Here is a 15,678-nt window from a genome sequence, read left to right on the forward strand (position 1 = left end):
ATTTTCTTCTTTTGTTGAATTGCCGTATCTTAGCAATTCAGGAATTGAATTAATGCGATATGGAGACAACTTTTTTGAAATCGATCTTAGACAATGATTTCTATAAATTTACAATGCAGCATGCTGTAATAAGACTTTTTCCAAAGGCAAAGGTTCGATACGGATTTATTAATAGAGGAAAACATAAATTTCCGGCTGGTTTTGCAGATTTACTTCGTCGTTCTGTAGATGCATTGGCAGATCTTCGTTTAACTAAAGAAGAAAAAAATTATCTCTCACATTACTGCCCTTATCTTGATCCCACTTATTTAGACTTTCTGCAGGGATATAGTTTCGATCCGTCAGAAGTACAGATTAGCCAGGAAGGATCAGAAATTAAAGTTACAGTTGAAGGTTTTTGGTATCGGACTATTTTATGGGAAGTTCCATTAATGGCTTTAATTTCAGAACTTTTTTATAAGTCAAATCATTTAATCCGCTTAAATGATGAAGCTATTAAAAATCTCACGAAAGATAAAATCGATAATTACAATAAACTGGGCGTATCTATTTTAGAGTTTGGCACAAGACGCCGCCATTCTTATGATGTCCATAATTTGGTAAATGAAACTTTACGAACTTTTGGCGGGCAAAGTTTTATAGGAACCAGCAATGTACATTTTGCTATGGTCAATAACAAACGTCCTTTAGGCACGCATGCACACGAATGGTTTATGTTTCATGCAGCACAATACGGCTTTAAAATGGCCAATTCTATAAGTCTGGAACATTGGACACAGGTTTACGGCGGTGATCTCGGAATTGCCTTAACAGACACTTATACTACAGAAATATTTTTCAATCAATTTGATAAAAAATACTCCAAACTTTTTGACGGCGTTCGACATGACAGCGGCGATCCAATTGAATTTGCCAAAAAAGTAATTACGCATTATACCAAAATGGGAATTGATCCAAAATCGAAAGCCATTGTTTTTTCAGATTCTTTAAATTTTGAAAAAGTAAAAACGATAGTCGACTTTTGTCAGGACAAAATCAAAATGTCATTCGGAATTGGAACAAATTTCACTAACGATGTTGGACTTCCAGCCATGAATATGGTGATAAAATTAACAGAAACGAAACCCGATAATACACATTGGCAGGGAGTAGTTAAACTTTCTGACGAAAAAAACAAAAATACCGGAACGCCCGAAATGATTGCTTTGGCAAAGGAAGTACTCGGAATCAAATAGTATTTTTTTGTTTCATAGCTGATTTTTTATATTTTTAACGGTCATATTTTTTTAAAATCAATTTAAATAGATTTAAAACCTGTTATTATTCGTAACAAAAAAGAAATACGCTTTCATTTTTTGCCGATAAATGGTACATTAGCCAAAAATCCAATTCACCTTATGCTAGAGCAAAATCAATATACCGAAGATAATATCCGATCACTCGATTGGAAAGAACATATCCGTATGCGTCCGGGAATGTATATCGGAAAATTGGGAGACGGTTCTTCTCCAGATGATGGTATTTATATTCTTTTAAAAGAGGTTTTAGATAACTGTATCGATGAGTTCGTTATGGGCTCCGGAAAAACTATTGAAGTAACGATAAAAGATAAAACGGTTTCAGTTCGTGATTACGGACGTGGAATTCCGTTAGGAAAAGTTGTCGATGTAGTTTCGAAAATGAATACAGGTGGAAAGTACGATTCTAAAGCTTTCCAGAAATCAGTTGGTTTGAACGGTGTCGGAACAAAAGCGGTAAATGCGCTTTCTAATTATTTTCGTGTAGAATCTGTTCGTGATGATAAACAAAAAGGAGCAGAGTTTTCTGCCGGAAATTTAGTTCTTGAAGAAGACATAATCGAAACCACAAAGCGAAAAGGAACCAAAGTAACTTTTACACCAGACGAAACGATTTTCAAAAACTATAAATTCCGTTTAGAATACGTTATCAAAATGGTTAAAAACTATTGTTACTTAAACAATGGTTTGACTATTATTTTTAATGGAGAAAAATATTATTCAGAAAACGGACTTCGTGATTTATTAGAAGAAACAATCAGCGAAGAAGATTTAGAATATCCAATTATCCACTTAAAAGATCATGATATCGAAGTTGCGTTAACACATAGTAAAACGCAGTACAGCGAAGAATATCACTCTTTTGTGAACGGTCAGAATACAACTCAGGGAGGAACGCACTTAGCGGCGTACCGTGAAGCTGTTGTAAAAACGATTCGTGAGTTTTACAACAAGAATTTCGAAGCATCAGATGTTCGAAAATCGATTGTAAGTGCGATTAGTATTAAAGTAATGGAACCGGTTTTTGAGTCTCAGACAAAAACAAAATTAGGTTCTACAGATATGGGTTCTGATGATGGAACACCAGCAGTTTCTGTTCGTACTTTCGTAAACGATTTTATCAAAACCAAATTAGATAATTACCTGCATAAAAATCCGCCGACTGCAGAAGCTTTGTTGCGCAAAATTCTTCAGGCAGAACGCGAAAGAAAAGAATTATCAGGAATTAGAAAATTGGCGACAGATCGTGCTAAAAAAGCCAATCTTCACAATAAAAAATTAAGAGACTGCCGTGCGCATCTTCCAGATACCAAAAACCCAAGAAACTTAGAAAGTACGCTTTTTATTACCGAGGGAGATTCGGCTTCCGGATCGATTACAAAGTCACGCGACGTAAATACACAAGCGGTTTTCAGTTTGCGTGGTAAGCCTTTGAATTCATACGGAATGACAAAAAAAATCGTGTATGAAAACGAAGAATTCAACTTATTGCAAGCAGCATTAGATATCGAAGACGGATTAGAAAAATTACGTTACAACAACATTGTAATTGCAACCGATGCCGATGTCGACGGAATGCACATTCGCTTGCTTTTGATTACATTCTTTTTGCAGTTTTTTCCTGAGTTAATAAAAGAAGGGCATTTGTATATTTTACAAACACCGCTTTTCAGGGTTAGAAACAAAAAAGAAACGATTTATTGTTATTCTGAAGAAGAAAGAAAAGATGCGATCGAAAAACTAAAACCAAAACCAGAAATCACCCGATTTAAAGGTTTAGGAGAGATTTCACCAGATGAGTTTAAAAACTTTATTGGAGATACAATTCGCCTTGATCCGGTTATGATGGATAAACACACTTCGATTGAGCAGTTGTTATCTTTCTATATGGGTAAAAATACACCAGACAGACAAGAGTTTATTATCAAGAATTTGAAGGTGGAGATTGATGAATTGGAGGAAGTTTAAAATAAATTTTAATGATTACTAACTTAATTTCGTTAATGAAAAAATATCTTTTTGTTTTATTGATTTTATTACTTGTTTCGTGCCAGTCTAATAAAAAGGAAGATAAGAAAGAACTCATTGTTGCAAATAAAGTTAATGAAGTTGAAATTGAAGAAAGTAATGATAGTTTAATTTATAAAATTTCAGAAGATTCAATAGTAATTGGTGGTGATACTTTAAAAATAGAAGCTCCTTTTATTTATTCTTTTGAAGGAACACTTGATGGTGATAAAAAAATTCAAATTCATATTTCTAATAAATTGACTGAAGAATATGGTGGATATTGGAAATCAGGTGATCTTTATATTGATGGGGAAGAGCAAGTTTTTGGTTTCGGGCTTATAAAAAATAACAAAGATAATTTCTATACGGGAAAAGGATATTATGATAGTAATGATAGTGATAAAACCATTTGCACTCTTAAATTATACAATTTAGCTACTGAAGAAATGTTTATAGAATGTATCTACAACAAAAAAATGTATAAAATTTATCCCAGTAAAAAATTCCCATCTTATAAGTGCTATGATAAAATAGATTATACATTATTTGATACTAGAGAAGCTTATAAAAAAGGTAATGCAAGAGATTATACGCCGTCAAGGGATTATATTTTCTTTGGAGAAATTTTATCAAATGATAAGAGTTTTGAAGCTTTGAGTTCTAATTTAAAGTATTTGTATACAGATTCACTGACTATAAAAGATCATAAAAAATGGAAACATAATTTTGGCATTAAAAAGTCAGTAAGTGATGATGATAATTATAAGTCAGAAACCCTATATACTAGTTCACCCATTTTTATTGATTCAAATATTTATGTAGTTTCTGGTTACTGGTACCATTATATGGGTGGAGTACACGGTTTATATCATACATCATATGATAATTATGAAGTAAGTACGGGAAAAAAAATAGAAATAACTCAAATTCTGGACACAAAGGATGAAAATTTTATTGAGTTTTATGAAAATAAAATAAGATCAGATTATGGTGATGCGGTGCCATCTACAATACCATTTGCTAATACTTTTTATATTTTGCCAACAGGAATTACATTTTCTTATGCTCCATATGAATTAGTAGGTTTTGCGGGTGGAGAACCACATATTTTTCTTAGCTACGAAGAATTAAAACCATATATTTTAAAAAATACTATTCTGGATAAATACTATTCAAATTAATAATAAGCTAATTTTGATTTAATTAGACAATCAAATTTTTCAGAATAAAAAAATACAAATTTATAATTTCGAATATAAATAAATGAAAGACGAAGAAGACGATAACATAATTCCTAACGACGACGAGAATAATCAAGATGAAAACCTGACAGATGACAATCAGGATGGAGATGACGATGAGATTATCAACGTAGATGCTAAACATTTTGAAGGACAGCATTTTTACGAAAATCAGGAAGAAGAAGGAGAAGACGTTATTACCAAAGTAACCGGAATGTACAAAGACTGGTTTCTGGATTACGCTTCATACGTAATTCTGGAACGTGCAGTTCCTGCTATCGAGGACGGATTTAAACCGGTGCAGCGTCGTATTATGCACTCTTTAAAAGAGCTGGATGATGGTCGTTATAACAAAGTTGCCAATGTTGTTGGACACACGATGCAGTATCACCCACACGGAGATGCAAGTATTGGTGACGCAATGGTACAAATTGGTCAAAAAGATTTATTAATTGACTGCCAGGGAAACTGGGGAAATATTTTAACGGGCGATGGAGCTGCAGCTTCGCGTTATATTGAGGCACGTTTATCTAAATTTGCGTTAGAAGTTTTATATTCTCCTAAAATTACAGATTGGGGTGTTTCGTATGACGGACGTCGTGCTGAACCAAATAATCTTCCGGTAAAATTCCCATTGCTTTTAGCACAGGGAGCAGAAGGTATTGCAGTTGGACTTTCGACAAAAGTTTTGCCTCATAATTTCAATGAATTAATTGATGCTTCGATTAAAATTTTAAAAGGAAAAGCCTTTACGCTCTATCCTGATTTTATGACCGCAGGTATTGCCGATGTTTCCAATTATAATGATGGACTTCGCGGCGGACGTGTGCGTGTGCGTGCTAAAATTTCGCAATTAGATAAAAATACTTTGGTGATTACGCAGATTCCGTTTTCTACTAATACATCGACTTTAATTGACAGTATTTTGAAAGCCAATGATAAAGGTAAAATCAAAATAAAGAAAATTGAAGACAATACCGCTGCGGATGTTGAGATTTTAATTCACCTTTTTCCGGGTGTTTCACCAGATAAAACAATCGATGCTTTGTTTGCTTTTACAGCCTGCGAAACCTCTGTTGCGCCTTTAGGATGCGTTATTGAAGACAACAAACCATTGTTTATTGGAGTTTCTGAAATGTTGAAAATTTCAACACACAGAACAGTTGATTTACTTCGTCAGGAATTAGAGATTCAGTTAGAAGAATTAAAAAATAAATGGCATTTTTCTACTTTGGAGAAAATCTTCATTCGTGAAGAAATGTACATTGATTTCAAATTGTATTCTGACAGAGAATCACTTTATAAATATTTATACGACCGATTTGAACCTTTCAAAAAATCATTCGTTAGAGAAATTAACGACGATGATTTACAACGTCTGACTCAAATTCCAATGATTCGTATTACTCGTTTTGACTCTGACAAAGCCGATGATTTTATCGCGAAGTTAGAAGACGAAATGAAAGAAGTAGAGCATAATCTGGAGCATTTAACAGATTTTGCAATTGCCTATTTCACCAAATTAAAAGAGAAATACGGAAAAGGCCGTGAACGTCAGACAGAACTTCGTGTTTTTGATAATGTAGAGGCTACAAAAGTAGTTTTACGTAATACAAAATTGTACGTAAACCGCGAAGAAGGTTTCGTAGGAACCAGCTTAAAGAAAGACGAATATGTTGGCGATTGTTCTGATATTGATGATGTAATTGTGTTTTTACGAGACGGAACATTGATGATAACAAAAGTAGATGCCAAAACCTTTATAGGAAAAGATATCATACATGTTGCCGTTTTTGATAAGAGTGATAAACGTACTATTTATAACATGATGTACCGTGACGGTAAATCAGGACCTTCATATATAAAACGTTTCAACGTTAGCGGAGTAACGCGTGATAAAGCTTATGATTTAACAAACGGAACAAACGGATCTCAGGTTGTTTATTTTTCACATAATCCAAACGGAGAAGCTGAGGTTGTAACGATATTATTGCGTCAGGTAGGAACAATCAAAAAACTAAAATTCGATATTGATTTTGCTAAACTGGCGATTAAAGGCCGTGCATCAAAAGGAAATTTGGTTACGAAATATCCAATCAAGAAAATCGAATTAAAAGAAAAAGGAATCTCGACTTTACTGCCAAGAAAAGTTTGGTTTGATGATACTGTAAAGCGTTTAAATGTTGATGCAAGAGGTGAATTGTTAGGTGAATTTAAGCCAAGCGATAAAATTTTAGTTATAAGCCAGACAGGTAAACTAAAAGTCATTATTCCGGAATTGTCAACTCATTTTGAGGAAGATATGATTATTTTGGAAAAATGGAAACCTAAAAAACCAATTTCTGCTATTTATTATGATGGAGAAAAAGAGCGTTATTTCTTAAAACGTTTCCTTGTTGAAAATGAAGGTAAAGAAGAAAGCTTTATTACAGACCATCCAAATTCGCAATTAGAAATTGTCTCAACAGATTATCGTCCGGTGGCACAATTGGTTTTTGCGAAAGTAAAAGGAGTTCAAAAAGAAGATTTACATATTGATGTTGAAGACTTTATAGCTGTAAAAGGTTTCAAAGCTTTAGGAAATCAATTAACTACAGATAAACTAAAACAGGTTAATTTATTAGACCCGCTTCCTTACGAAGAGCCAGTCGAAGAAATCCCTGAAAAACCAGAAGTATCAGAAGATGATCCTGTAGAAACAGAATTAGATGACGATGGTCAGATTGGTTTGGTTTTAGACTAAAAAATGAAAACGCTAAGAATTTGATTTCTTAGCGTTTTTTTATGCTTGTAAATCTAATTTTAAAGAGGATAAAGATCTTCTTTTTTAATCCATTTTACTTCATTATTTTCAATGCTAACAGAAATAGTATCACCATCTTTGACTTCTCCGGAAATTATCTTTTTAGCCAAAGGTCTTCTTAAATGACTTCTAATAATGCTTTTTATTGGTCTTGCTCCATATTTAGCATTATATCCGCTTTCGGCAAGATAAAGTTTAGCTTCAATAGGAATTTCAACTTGAATATTGATGTTTTTCAATAAATCCATAAACTCTTTTTTGAGATGAATTTCAAATATCTTTAATGCATTTTCTTTACTGATAGGCGCAAAAGGTACAATCTCTGTTAATCTTCCTAAAAATTCAGGTCTGAAATAATTCCCCATAATTTCCATTAAGGAAGTTGACGTTGGAATTTCACCATTATTAAATGTGCTCACAATATGATCTGCACCAATATTTGAAGTAAAAAGAATAATAGCATTCGAGAAATCACCTTCTTTTCCCAAACGATCATGTAGTTTTCCTTCATCCATAATCTGCAGGAAAACATCAAAAACAGAAGGATGTGCTTTTTCAATTTCATCAAATAAAACAATAGAATATGGTTTCTGTCTTATTTTGTTAACCAATAATCCGCCTTCTTCATAACCTACATAGCCTGGAGGTGCACCATTGAATGGGATTATTTATGCGACAGTTTTATGAAAAATCTTAAAAACAGATCTTCAAATGTATTTCCCTATCGTTTATTTATAGACAAATAAATAGAAAAGGTTTGAAATGTATTCAAACCTTTTCTATTTAAATAGAGAATTCAAATTAACCTCTTTCTTCTCTCTCAATTTCTTTACAATTTTTAAAAATGAAATAGCAGTAATATAAGCATCGCCCAAAGCCGTATGACGATCTTTTTTCGAAATATCAAACTTATCTGCAAGATCATCAAGAGTGTAATGATCTTTTCGTTCAAACAAATGCGATTTAATTAAAGTTCTTTTGTATAAATAAGCTGTGTCTAAAGTTTTGTTAGTAAGTTGAGGTAAATTATTTCTTTCCAGCGCTTTATTAATCATTGTAACATCAAAAATGGTATGATGCGCAACGATAATTGAATCTCCAAGAAAAGATAAAAATTGTTCTAAAGCTTCTAATTCAGACGGACGCTTAATAAGTAAGTCTTTTAAAATACCATGAATTTGAGCTGTGGATTTATCATAATGATCCTGTTGAAGATAAATTTCAAAACTATTTTGAACCGAGATCACTCCGTTTTGAAGAACCAGAGCGCCAATACATAAAATACGATCATTTTCATAATCGAATCCCGTCGTTTCAGTATCCAGAACAACAAAACGGGTTTCTTCGATTGTGATACTTTCATCGAATAGATTTTCTTCCTTTTTCCAAAAATTAAATAAACCCATCGCTATACCAAATTTGAAATATTAAAACGTACCGAAATAAGTTCCTGAAGTTCTTTAATCGTTTTAAAAGTACGTTTCAGTTTAATCTTTTCCATTTTTGATAGAGATTCCAAAGCAATAAACTGCCCCGAATCGTGATGTAAAAGTCCTTGCTTCGTTCTAAATTTCAATAAAGCTTTAAACGAATAAGAACACGATAAATATAATTCTCTATTATTTGGTTCCAATTCTGCTAACTTCTCAAAACGTTCTGCAGTATTACTGATCGATTTCACAGAATGAGATAAAATTAAAACACGCGCAGCATCAGTTAGAGGCATTAATGCTCTTCTTTTAATGTCAAAATTGTCTTTGTTTGCACCGTCTTGTTCAACTAAAAATTGTCTAAAAAAACCAGTAGGAGATGGACTTTGCAGAGCACCGCTTACCAAATGCATATAAAAAATAGGATTTGCTTTTACATTTTCAAAAATGGAATCTGACAGTTGACTTACTATTTCAGCGTCGCCATAAGTTCTACTGTAATCAAAGAAAATAAAAGAAAGTAAAACTTCATTTTTCCCAGGATTAGTAATCCAATGATGCACCTGATTTTTCCATTCATCCAGACTCATGCACCATTTTGGATTTGAAGCCATCATTTCGGCAGGACAGTAATCGTAGCCAATATCAAAAAGTCCTTTATTGACAAGTCCAGCAAATTTTAAAAAATAGATTCGTGTTTCATCCCTAAAAACGTCATTTACATTTTCATAAACAATAGCATTATCCTGATCGGTGTGCAGCATTTGTTCGCCTCGGCCCTGACTTCCCAGCGCCAGCCATGCAAATTTAACCGGTGGCGGACTGCTCATTTTTTCTAAACAAATTTCGATAACACGTGTAGTGCAGGCTTCATTTAGCTCTGTTATGATTTTAGCAATCAAAGTCATTGGAATGTTTTGATCTAAATATCGCTGAAGCAATTGCATAATTCGGTTTCTGATAGGTTTTATTTCCTTCGTTTTTTTAGCTCTTTTTAAAGCTTTAATTAAAACGGCAGGATTATTTCCTAAAGCTACCATTACATCATGTTTAGATAAAATCCCAACTGCTTTGGTATTAACAGTTCCATCTTTGGTAAGACATAAATGGCTGATACTGCTTTTCATCATTGCCATTTGCGCCTCAGTAACGGTCATTTTTTTAGGATACGTAATAACGGGTTTCGTCATTATGGTTTCGGCAGTTGTTGTTATAGGAAAATCTCCTGTAACAATTTTATTTCGAAGATCTTTATCCGTTAAAATACCAATAGGGAGCATTTCATCTACAATTAATATAGCGCCTACTTTTTTCTTATTCATAATCCTGGCAATCTCCTTAACTGTTGTTGAGGGACTGCAGGTCACAATTTTTTTTGAATATTTAATTGGCGCTAAATCAAATGAATCATTGCTAGAATGGCGATTTTCATTTAATAAATCGTCATCGCCGTATAATTTATCTTTATGAATATCTGAATACGGATTTCGGGTATTCGAAGCATAACTTTCGATCAGGAAATTACCAACATTTCTATTTTCTAATGCATAAGGTTTAAAAACAGCGATTGGAATAGCGTATAAAATGCTTTCTTCATGTGCCACAGCTTCCATAATATAATTTTCCTGTGCCAAAAGCGGACGCAATCCAAATATATCACCTTCGTCACACATATCCAGAACTGTGTTTTTTGTACTTTTCTTTAGCGCAACTGCACCTTTGTGAACCACATAAAAAGAATCATGTGTTTGATCGTTTTCCGCAAAAATAACGGCGTCTTTATCTTTATAGACAATAGAAATCTGTTCTGAAAGTTTTTCCAGATCTTTCGAATGTAGAAAATTAAAAGGCGGATAGTTTTTTAGAAAGTCAGCAACTCTCTGCGAAATGGTATTTTTCATTTGGTTAGATTAGAGTTCTAAAATACTATTTAAAATAGAAATGTAAAAGAAACACCTTTAAATTTTGAGTTACAAAGAGAAAAAGATACAGAGGGACAAAGTTTTTTGCATAATAGAATAAAAACTTTGCGTGTTAGTGCCTTTGCGGCATAAAAAAAGCCCCAATTGTGGGACTTTAATTTTATTATTCAACTTTGAAAACCTTACCGCGTTGTTTTTCTTCAGAACCTACCATTCCAAATTCAAACGTATAAGAATCTTTCGCAGTCGTTAGAATTTTCATACTGATTGCCTTTTCCTCGGCCATATTTTTTGGATGTTTCTTTTGCAAAACATATTCGCAGTCGCTTACCCAGCGTATTGTAGCGGTATCGGTTTTTCCGTCAAAAGTTTCAATTTCGATGCTGTCTTTACGTTCAAAAAAAGTGGTTTTTTTAACACCGTTTACTTCAAACTCAAATTTGAATTTTCCGTTTTTAAAATCTTTACAATTGTGTTCGGCGTTATAACATGATACCAAAGCCAGTACCGGAAATAAGAATAGTATTTTTTTCATTTTAAATAAGTTGTTTTTTTAGGAGCTAATCCTGCTGTCAGCTATATCTTTTGTGGTCTCGTTAAACAAACGAGACCACAAAAGGATGCCGCTTCCATCAGGGCTAGAAAAATTTCGGATCAATTAAAAATAGTATTCCAATCGAGACAAAAATGATATTTAGGAAAAAAAGAAAAAATAAATTTCGTCTTCTGTTTTTTTCAGCTTGCTCATCAGATAATTTTGTTCTGCCGAATTTAATTAAAATCCAGTACCAAAATCCTCCCATGTTAGCATGATATTCGATCATTTCAATCTTTTTAATTCATCATCAGTAAAGTTCTTGATTTCTTTTTCTTTAGCAAACTTTTCGGCATTATAATTTGCTGATTTATTCTTCGGAATTGATAGGCTTTCCCAAGAACTCTTTTTTAATTGTTTGGCATAAAAAACAATCTGACCAACATGATACGGATAATGTGCCAGTTGTCGGTTTATGGCTTCAATAACAGTGTGACCTTCGTTTCTTATATAAATAATATCTGAAAGCTGCTCAGGTTTTAAACTGTTCAAAGCATTTTCTAAACAATTCCAACCTTTGTTCCAAATTTCCAGAACTTCTTCTTTAGACTGTAAATCATTTTCAAATTCAGAGTCACGATTTCTCCATTCTTTTTCGCCATCAGAGGTTAAAAAATCTGTCCATCGCGAAAGCATATTGCCCGAAATATGTTTTATAATTGTTGCAATGCTGTTGGTATCTTCATTGACAGAAACAAAAAGCTGATCTTGTTCTAATTGCTCAATTGCTTTTTCGCCAAGCATTTTATAATACAAAAACTGCTTTTTAACGCTTTCTAAATAAGATTCATCAATTTTCATAAGCTGGAATTATTTGTTTTTTTCGCGACGAATTCAAGAATCATTTTAGTTTTTACGCCAAAATAATTTGTGAATTTGTGGCGAAAAATTATACAATTTTAATATCATATTTATCTAAAAGCCCCACAATTCCCTGAGTCGAAAATTGTGCTTTTCGCATCGCATTAAATTCAGGATCGATTTTATAATTGTAAGCAGTTCTAAAATCAACTGCCGCCAATTGTGTTTCATTAAAAATGGCACCATCTAAATTACAATCATCAAAAACAGAACTTGTTAGGTTTGTTCCAACAAAAGTTACTTCACGAAGAGACGAATTTATAAACTTAGTTTTTGGCATTTTTTTGTTTGAAAATATAGCATAATCCAGCGTACATTCTTCAAAATGAACCTGAAATAAAAAATCATCACATTCGTGAAAAGCAATTCCCAGAAGTTTACAGTTTTTGAAAGTTACATTTTTTAAACTTGTTCCTGCCAAACTTGTCATGGACAGATTACAATCAATAAATTCACAATCTAAAAAACTATTAGAATTAAAATTACTGTTCGAAAAATCGCAGTTTTTAAAAACACAATCTTCAAACTCCCGATTGTTTATTTTTTTATCGATATAAATAACTTTCTCGAATGTTTTTTGAATGTGGATTATTTCTTCCATTTTTTTATATTGTATTATAATTCTTTGAAAATATTATTTCTTTAGCTTGATTTTCAGTATAGATATTTCCTTCTTTAATACTTCTAAGAGAATTTTCTATGTCTAAATTGTAAGAATCAGAAGAACTCACCATTGAATAATTAATCGATTCAAGAAGGCTCTTTATTTTCTTAATTGTTTTAGGATTTTTTATTTTATCAATTTCTTGATGTATCCATTGAAGATCTTTTTCTATATCCATTGAAAAGAATTTAGAATGGAAAACTTAGTCATTAAACAAAGCTTTCATAATGATTCTCAGTCCTAAAAAAATCAAAAGCATAGAACTCAAACAAGCCACAATCCCAATTCCAAGAACTAAATAATGCCAATTAGTATGCTGATTCATAAAAGCATTATAAATCAACGTTGGCCCAAGAAACATCAAAGGCAGAGCACCTGTTAAATACTTAATTCCTTTTCCTAATAATTGTTTGTTTGTACTCATTTGTTTTGTTTCAATCTTTTTTTTGTTTCAGGTTTCAAGTTTTTTTAGTTTCAAGTTAAAAACTTTGAGATCTTATCTTTGCGAACTCAGCCTTCTTTATATTTATTTAAACTTCGCGAATTTTGCGAAAAAACCTTTGCGATCTTTGCGTTAAAATTCTACAGTAATTAAGCTTTATAATTATCAACAGCATTCCTTACGCTGCCATATTTCTTCAATAATTCAGAAGCCTCTTCATACGAAACCGGAATTTCTCCCATAATCATTTTTACGCCTCGATCAACTAGCTTAATGTTACTCAACTGCATATCGACCATTTTGTTTCCCTTTACTTTTCCAAGCTGGATCATCGCTGCTGTCGAAATCATGTTTAAAACCAATTTCTGAGCAGTTCCGGCTTTCATTCTCGAACTTCCGGTAACAAATTCTGGTCCAACTACAACTTCAACTGGGAATTTTGCTGTCAGCGCTAACGGACTTCCTGCATTATTTGTAATACAGCCCGTTAAAATATTATTTTGATTACAAGTTTCTAAACCGCCAATTACATACGGAGTAGTTCCAGAAGCTGCAATTCCTATTACGACATCATTTGCACCAATATTATGTGCTTGTAAATCAATCCAAGCTTGTGTAGCGTTGTCTTCGGCATTTTCTACTGCACGGCGAATTGCAGTGTCGCCGCCGGCAATAATTCCGTTAACCAAATCAAACGGAACTCCAAAAGTAGGAGGACATTCAGAAGCATCAACAACGCCTAAACGTCCAGATGTTCCTGCGCCAATATAAAATATTTTACCCCCTAATTTTAGTTTAGTAACAACTTGCGCTACCAAAGCTTCAATTTGCGGTATTGCTTTTTCTACAGCATTAGGAACAGTTTTATCTTCGTTATTAATGTTAGTCAGCAGTTCGTGAACTGACATTTTCTCTAAATGTTCGTATTTTGAAGATTGTTCGGTTGTTTTTGTAAAGGTCATTTTTTGTCGAAATAGTTATCCTCCAAAATTAAACTTTTTTATGGCAAATAGGGAAAAATTAGAAAGCAAAGTCGCTAAGTTTTAAAAACTTTTTCAGGTGATTTTGTTTTAGATCAAACCACTTTATAAAACTTGTTAAAAGAACTAAAATATTATATTTGTTAAATAATGAAAAATTAAATGGATAAATTAGATTTATTACAAGGGATTGGCAGAATCTCGGTTTTTGTGTCTTTACTGCTCGCCTTTTTTTTATTTACGGTCAAGACCGAGAATAAATTGGCTAATCGCTTATTTGCCTGGTTTTTTATTTTTTCTGCGGTAGATCTTAGCGGCTTTTTTATTGAGACGACTACTCGCAGAGAGCTAAATTTTGAGATTTTTAGATCGACAACCTGTTTGTTTGAAATGCCTTTATTTTATCTTTTTGTGTTGGCTGTCTGTTATTCAGATTTTAGGTTAAAATGGAAACATTTAGTTCATTTATTACCTTTTGTAATTGTCAATTTAGTTTTTATTCCGAGAATTTATCTAAGTGTAGATGTAGACAAAGATACTTTCGCTTCGGGACTTAATTTAATGCCGGAGATTTACTTTATTCAGATTTTAGTAGAATGTCAATATGTATTTTATATTGTATCTGTCTTTTTGATTGTGAAAAAGTACAGAGAAATCTATTTAGAAAATTATGCAAATGCAAGCACAGCGACTTACAAATGGCTTTTTCAAATTACATGCGTATTTCTAACGGCACATATTATTGTAGCATTAAAAAATTTATTGCGTTACAGTGGTTTCAGTGAAATATTTCTGTGGGCAAATGTTCTTGTTGGAACGATAGCTTTATGCATCACTTGTTGGTTTATAATGAAAGCTTTAAATCATCCTGAACTTTTTAGAGGTGTTAATTCAAAACTGAAACTGACCAAAGACATTCTGCCAAAAGTTGAGGAAAAACCAGAACTGATAAATGCTCAAAACGATTTGATCAACACTCAAATAAGAACTTTGAAACAATATATGACCGAGAAAGAACCATTTCTTGATCCGTCGCTTACCATTCAGGAATTGGCAAACCAAATTGATATTCCGGTTCGGGATTTATCAATTTTGATTAATCACCAAATGGATCAGCATTTTTTTGATTTTGTGAACGAATATCGCATTCAAAAAGCGATGCAGATACTAAAAGATGAGTCTAAAAGTCAGCTTACCGTTCTGGAAATTCTATACGAAGTTGGTTTTAACTCTAAATCTTCGTTTAATACTTCTTTCAAAAAATATACAAATTTAACGCCTACAGCTTACCGAAACGCTTCATAATAAGTAGTTTGTAAAAAGTCGTACTTCGTACTTAATAAAGTCGAACCAATTTCCGGATTAGAAATTGGTTCGACTTTTTTTTGTCGGTCGCGTATGGAGATTTTCTAAGGCAACTTTGCTTCAAATT

The 15,678-nt window shown here is 32.8% G+C and carries 13 protein-coding genes and 1 pseudogene; 5 read left to right on the plus strand and 9 right to left on the minus strand.

The window, feature by feature from the left end:
* Positions 1–59: 59 nt before the first annotated feature.
* The 4 genes from pncB to NLJ00_RS13270 all read left to right on the plus strand — a co-directional run bounded on the left by pncB (position 60) and on the right by NLJ00_RS13270 (position 7,292).
* Positions 60–1,235: a nicotinate phosphoribosyltransferase gene (gene pncB, locus NLJ00_RS13255; RefSeq protein ID WP_256634085.1), complete on the plus strand. Its 1,176-nt coding sequence runs from the start codon at positions 60–62 to the stop codon at positions 1,233–1,235.
* 162 nt (positions 1,236–1,397) lie between these two features.
* Positions 1,398–3,266 carry a DNA topoisomerase IV subunit B gene (locus tag NLJ00_RS13260; RefSeq protein ID WP_053473766.1) on the plus strand — a complete coding sequence of 623 codons (1,869 nt, stop codon included), beginning with the start codon at positions 1,398–1,400 and terminating at the stop codon, positions 3,264–3,266.
* A gap of 11 nt (positions 3,267–3,277) precedes the next feature.
* Positions 3,278–4,489: a hypothetical protein gene (locus tag NLJ00_RS13265; RefSeq protein ID WP_256634086.1), complete on the plus strand. Its 1,212-nt coding sequence runs from the start codon at positions 3,278–3,280 to the stop codon at positions 4,487–4,489.
* 82 nt (positions 4,490–4,571) lie between these two features.
* The gene (locus tag NLJ00_RS13270) at positions 4,572–7,292 is read left to right on the plus strand and encodes a DNA gyrase/topoisomerase IV subunit A (RefSeq protein ID WP_180861304.1); all 2,721 of its coding nucleotides are present in this window, start codon (positions 4,572–4,574) and stop codon (positions 7,290–7,292) included.
* A 59-nt stretch (positions 7,293–7,351) separates the two neighbouring features.
* Here the strand turns inward: NLJ00_RS13270 and NLJ00_RS13275 are convergent.
* The 9 genes and pseudogenes from NLJ00_RS13275 to murQ all read right to left on the minus strand — a co-directional run.
* Positions 7,352–8,005: pseudogene (locus tag NLJ00_RS13275) on the minus strand (AAA family ATPase); the annotation flags it as partial.
* A 126-nt stretch (positions 8,006–8,131) separates the two neighbouring features.
* Entirely contained in the window at positions 8,132–8,758 is a 627-nt protein-coding gene (locus NLJ00_RS13280; protein ID WP_256634087.1) for a 3'-5' exonuclease, read from the minus strand.
* 2 nt (positions 8,759–8,760) lie between these two features.
* A complete protein-coding gene (locus tag NLJ00_RS13285) occupies positions 8,761–10,683 on the minus strand; it encodes a DUF294 nucleotidyltransferase-like domain-containing protein (RefSeq protein ID WP_256634088.1) in 1,923 nt (640 codons plus the stop codon).
* A gap of 184 nt (positions 10,684–10,867) precedes the next feature.
* Entirely contained in the window at positions 10,868–11,239 is a 372-nt protein-coding gene (locus tag NLJ00_RS13290; RefSeq protein ID WP_256634089.1) for a DNA topoisomerase IV, read from the minus strand.
* 285 nt (positions 11,240–11,524) lie between these two features.
* Entirely contained in the window at positions 11,525–12,100 is a 576-nt protein-coding gene (locus tag NLJ00_RS13295) for a DUF1572 family protein (RefSeq protein ID WP_256634090.1), read from the minus strand.
* An 88-nt stretch (positions 12,101–12,188) separates the two neighbouring features.
* The gene (locus NLJ00_RS13300; RefSeq protein ID WP_073482523.1) at positions 12,189–12,761 is read right to left on the minus strand and encodes a pentapeptide repeat-containing protein; all 573 of its coding nucleotides are present in this window, start codon (positions 12,759–12,761) and stop codon (positions 12,189–12,191) included.
* A 4-nt stretch (positions 12,762–12,765) separates the two neighbouring features.
* Positions 12,766–13,002, minus strand: coding sequence for a hypothetical protein (locus tag NLJ00_RS13305; protein ID WP_256634091.1), 237 nt, complete (start codon positions 13,000–13,002; stop codon positions 12,766–12,768).
* A 24-nt stretch (positions 13,003–13,026) separates the two neighbouring features.
* Positions 13,027–13,248 (minus strand): DUF6095 family protein, encoded by a 222-nt coding sequence (locus NLJ00_RS13310; protein WP_256634092.1) that lies wholly within the window; start codon positions 13,246–13,248, stop codon positions 13,027–13,029.
* Positions 13,249–13,415: 167 nt separating this feature from the next.
* Entirely contained in the window at positions 13,416–14,228 is an 813-nt protein-coding gene (murQ, locus tag NLJ00_RS13315; protein ID WP_256634093.1) for an N-acetylmuramic acid 6-phosphate etherase, read from the minus strand.
* 180 nt (positions 14,229–14,408) lie between these two features.
* Between murQ and NLJ00_RS13320 the strand changes: the two genes are divergently transcribed.
* Positions 14,409–15,551, plus strand: a complete 1,143-nt coding sequence (locus NLJ00_RS13320; protein ID WP_256634094.1) for a helix-turn-helix domain-containing protein — start codon at positions 14,409–14,411, stop codon at positions 15,549–15,551.
* Positions 15,552–15,678 lie beyond the last annotated feature (127 nt).

The sequence above is a fragment of the Flavobacterium panici genome, assembly GCF_024499525.1.
Lineage (GTDB): Bacteria > Bacteroidota > Bacteroidia > Flavobacteriales > Flavobacteriaceae > Flavobacterium > Flavobacterium panici.

Excerpts from the sequence above, each read along its gene's own strand:
- pncB (WP_256634085.1), top strand. The coding sequence starts at position 60 with ATGGAGACAACTTTTTTGAAATCGATCTTAGACAATGATTTCTATAAA.
- NLJ00_RS13260 (WP_053473766.1), top strand. The coding sequence starts at position 1,398 with ATGCTAGAGCAAAATCAATATACCGAAGATAATATCCGATCACTCGAT.
- NLJ00_RS13265 (WP_256634086.1), top strand. The coding sequence starts at position 3,278 with ATGATTACTAACTTAATTTCGTTAATGAAAAAATATCTTTTTGTTTTA.
- NLJ00_RS13270 (WP_180861304.1), top strand. The coding sequence starts at position 4,572 with ATGAAAGACGAAGAAGACGATAACATAATTCCTAACGACGACGAGAAT.
- NLJ00_RS13280 (WP_256634087.1), bottom strand. The coding sequence starts at position 8,758 with ATGGGTTTATTTAATTTTTGGAAAAAGGAAGAAAATCTATTCGATGAA.
- NLJ00_RS13285 (WP_256634088.1), bottom strand. The coding sequence starts at position 10,683 with ATGAAAAATACCATTTCGCAGAGAGTTGCTGACTTTCTAAAAAACTAT.
- NLJ00_RS13290 (WP_256634089.1), bottom strand. The coding sequence starts at position 11,239 with ATGAAAAAAATACTATTCTTATTTCCGGTACTGGCTTTGGTATCATGT.
- NLJ00_RS13295 (WP_256634090.1), bottom strand. The coding sequence starts at position 12,100 with ATGAAAATTGATGAATCTTATTTAGAAAGCGTTAAAAAGCAGTTTTTG.
- NLJ00_RS13300 (WP_073482523.1), bottom strand. The coding sequence starts at position 12,761 with ATGGAAGAAATAATCCACATTCAAAAAACATTCGAGAAAGTTATTTAT.
- NLJ00_RS13305 (WP_256634091.1), bottom strand. The coding sequence starts at position 13,002 with ATGGATATAGAAAAAGATCTTCAATGGATACATCAAGAAATTGATAAA.
- NLJ00_RS13310 (WP_256634092.1), bottom strand. The coding sequence starts at position 13,248 with ATGAGTACAAACAAACAATTATTAGGAAAAGGAATTAAGTATTTAACA.
- murQ (WP_256634093.1), bottom strand. The coding sequence starts at position 14,228 with ATGACCTTTACAAAAACAACCGAACAATCTTCAAAATACGAACATTTA.
- NLJ00_RS13320 (WP_256634094.1), top strand. The coding sequence starts at position 14,409 with ATGGATAAATTAGATTTATTACAAGGGATTGGCAGAATCTCGGTTTTT.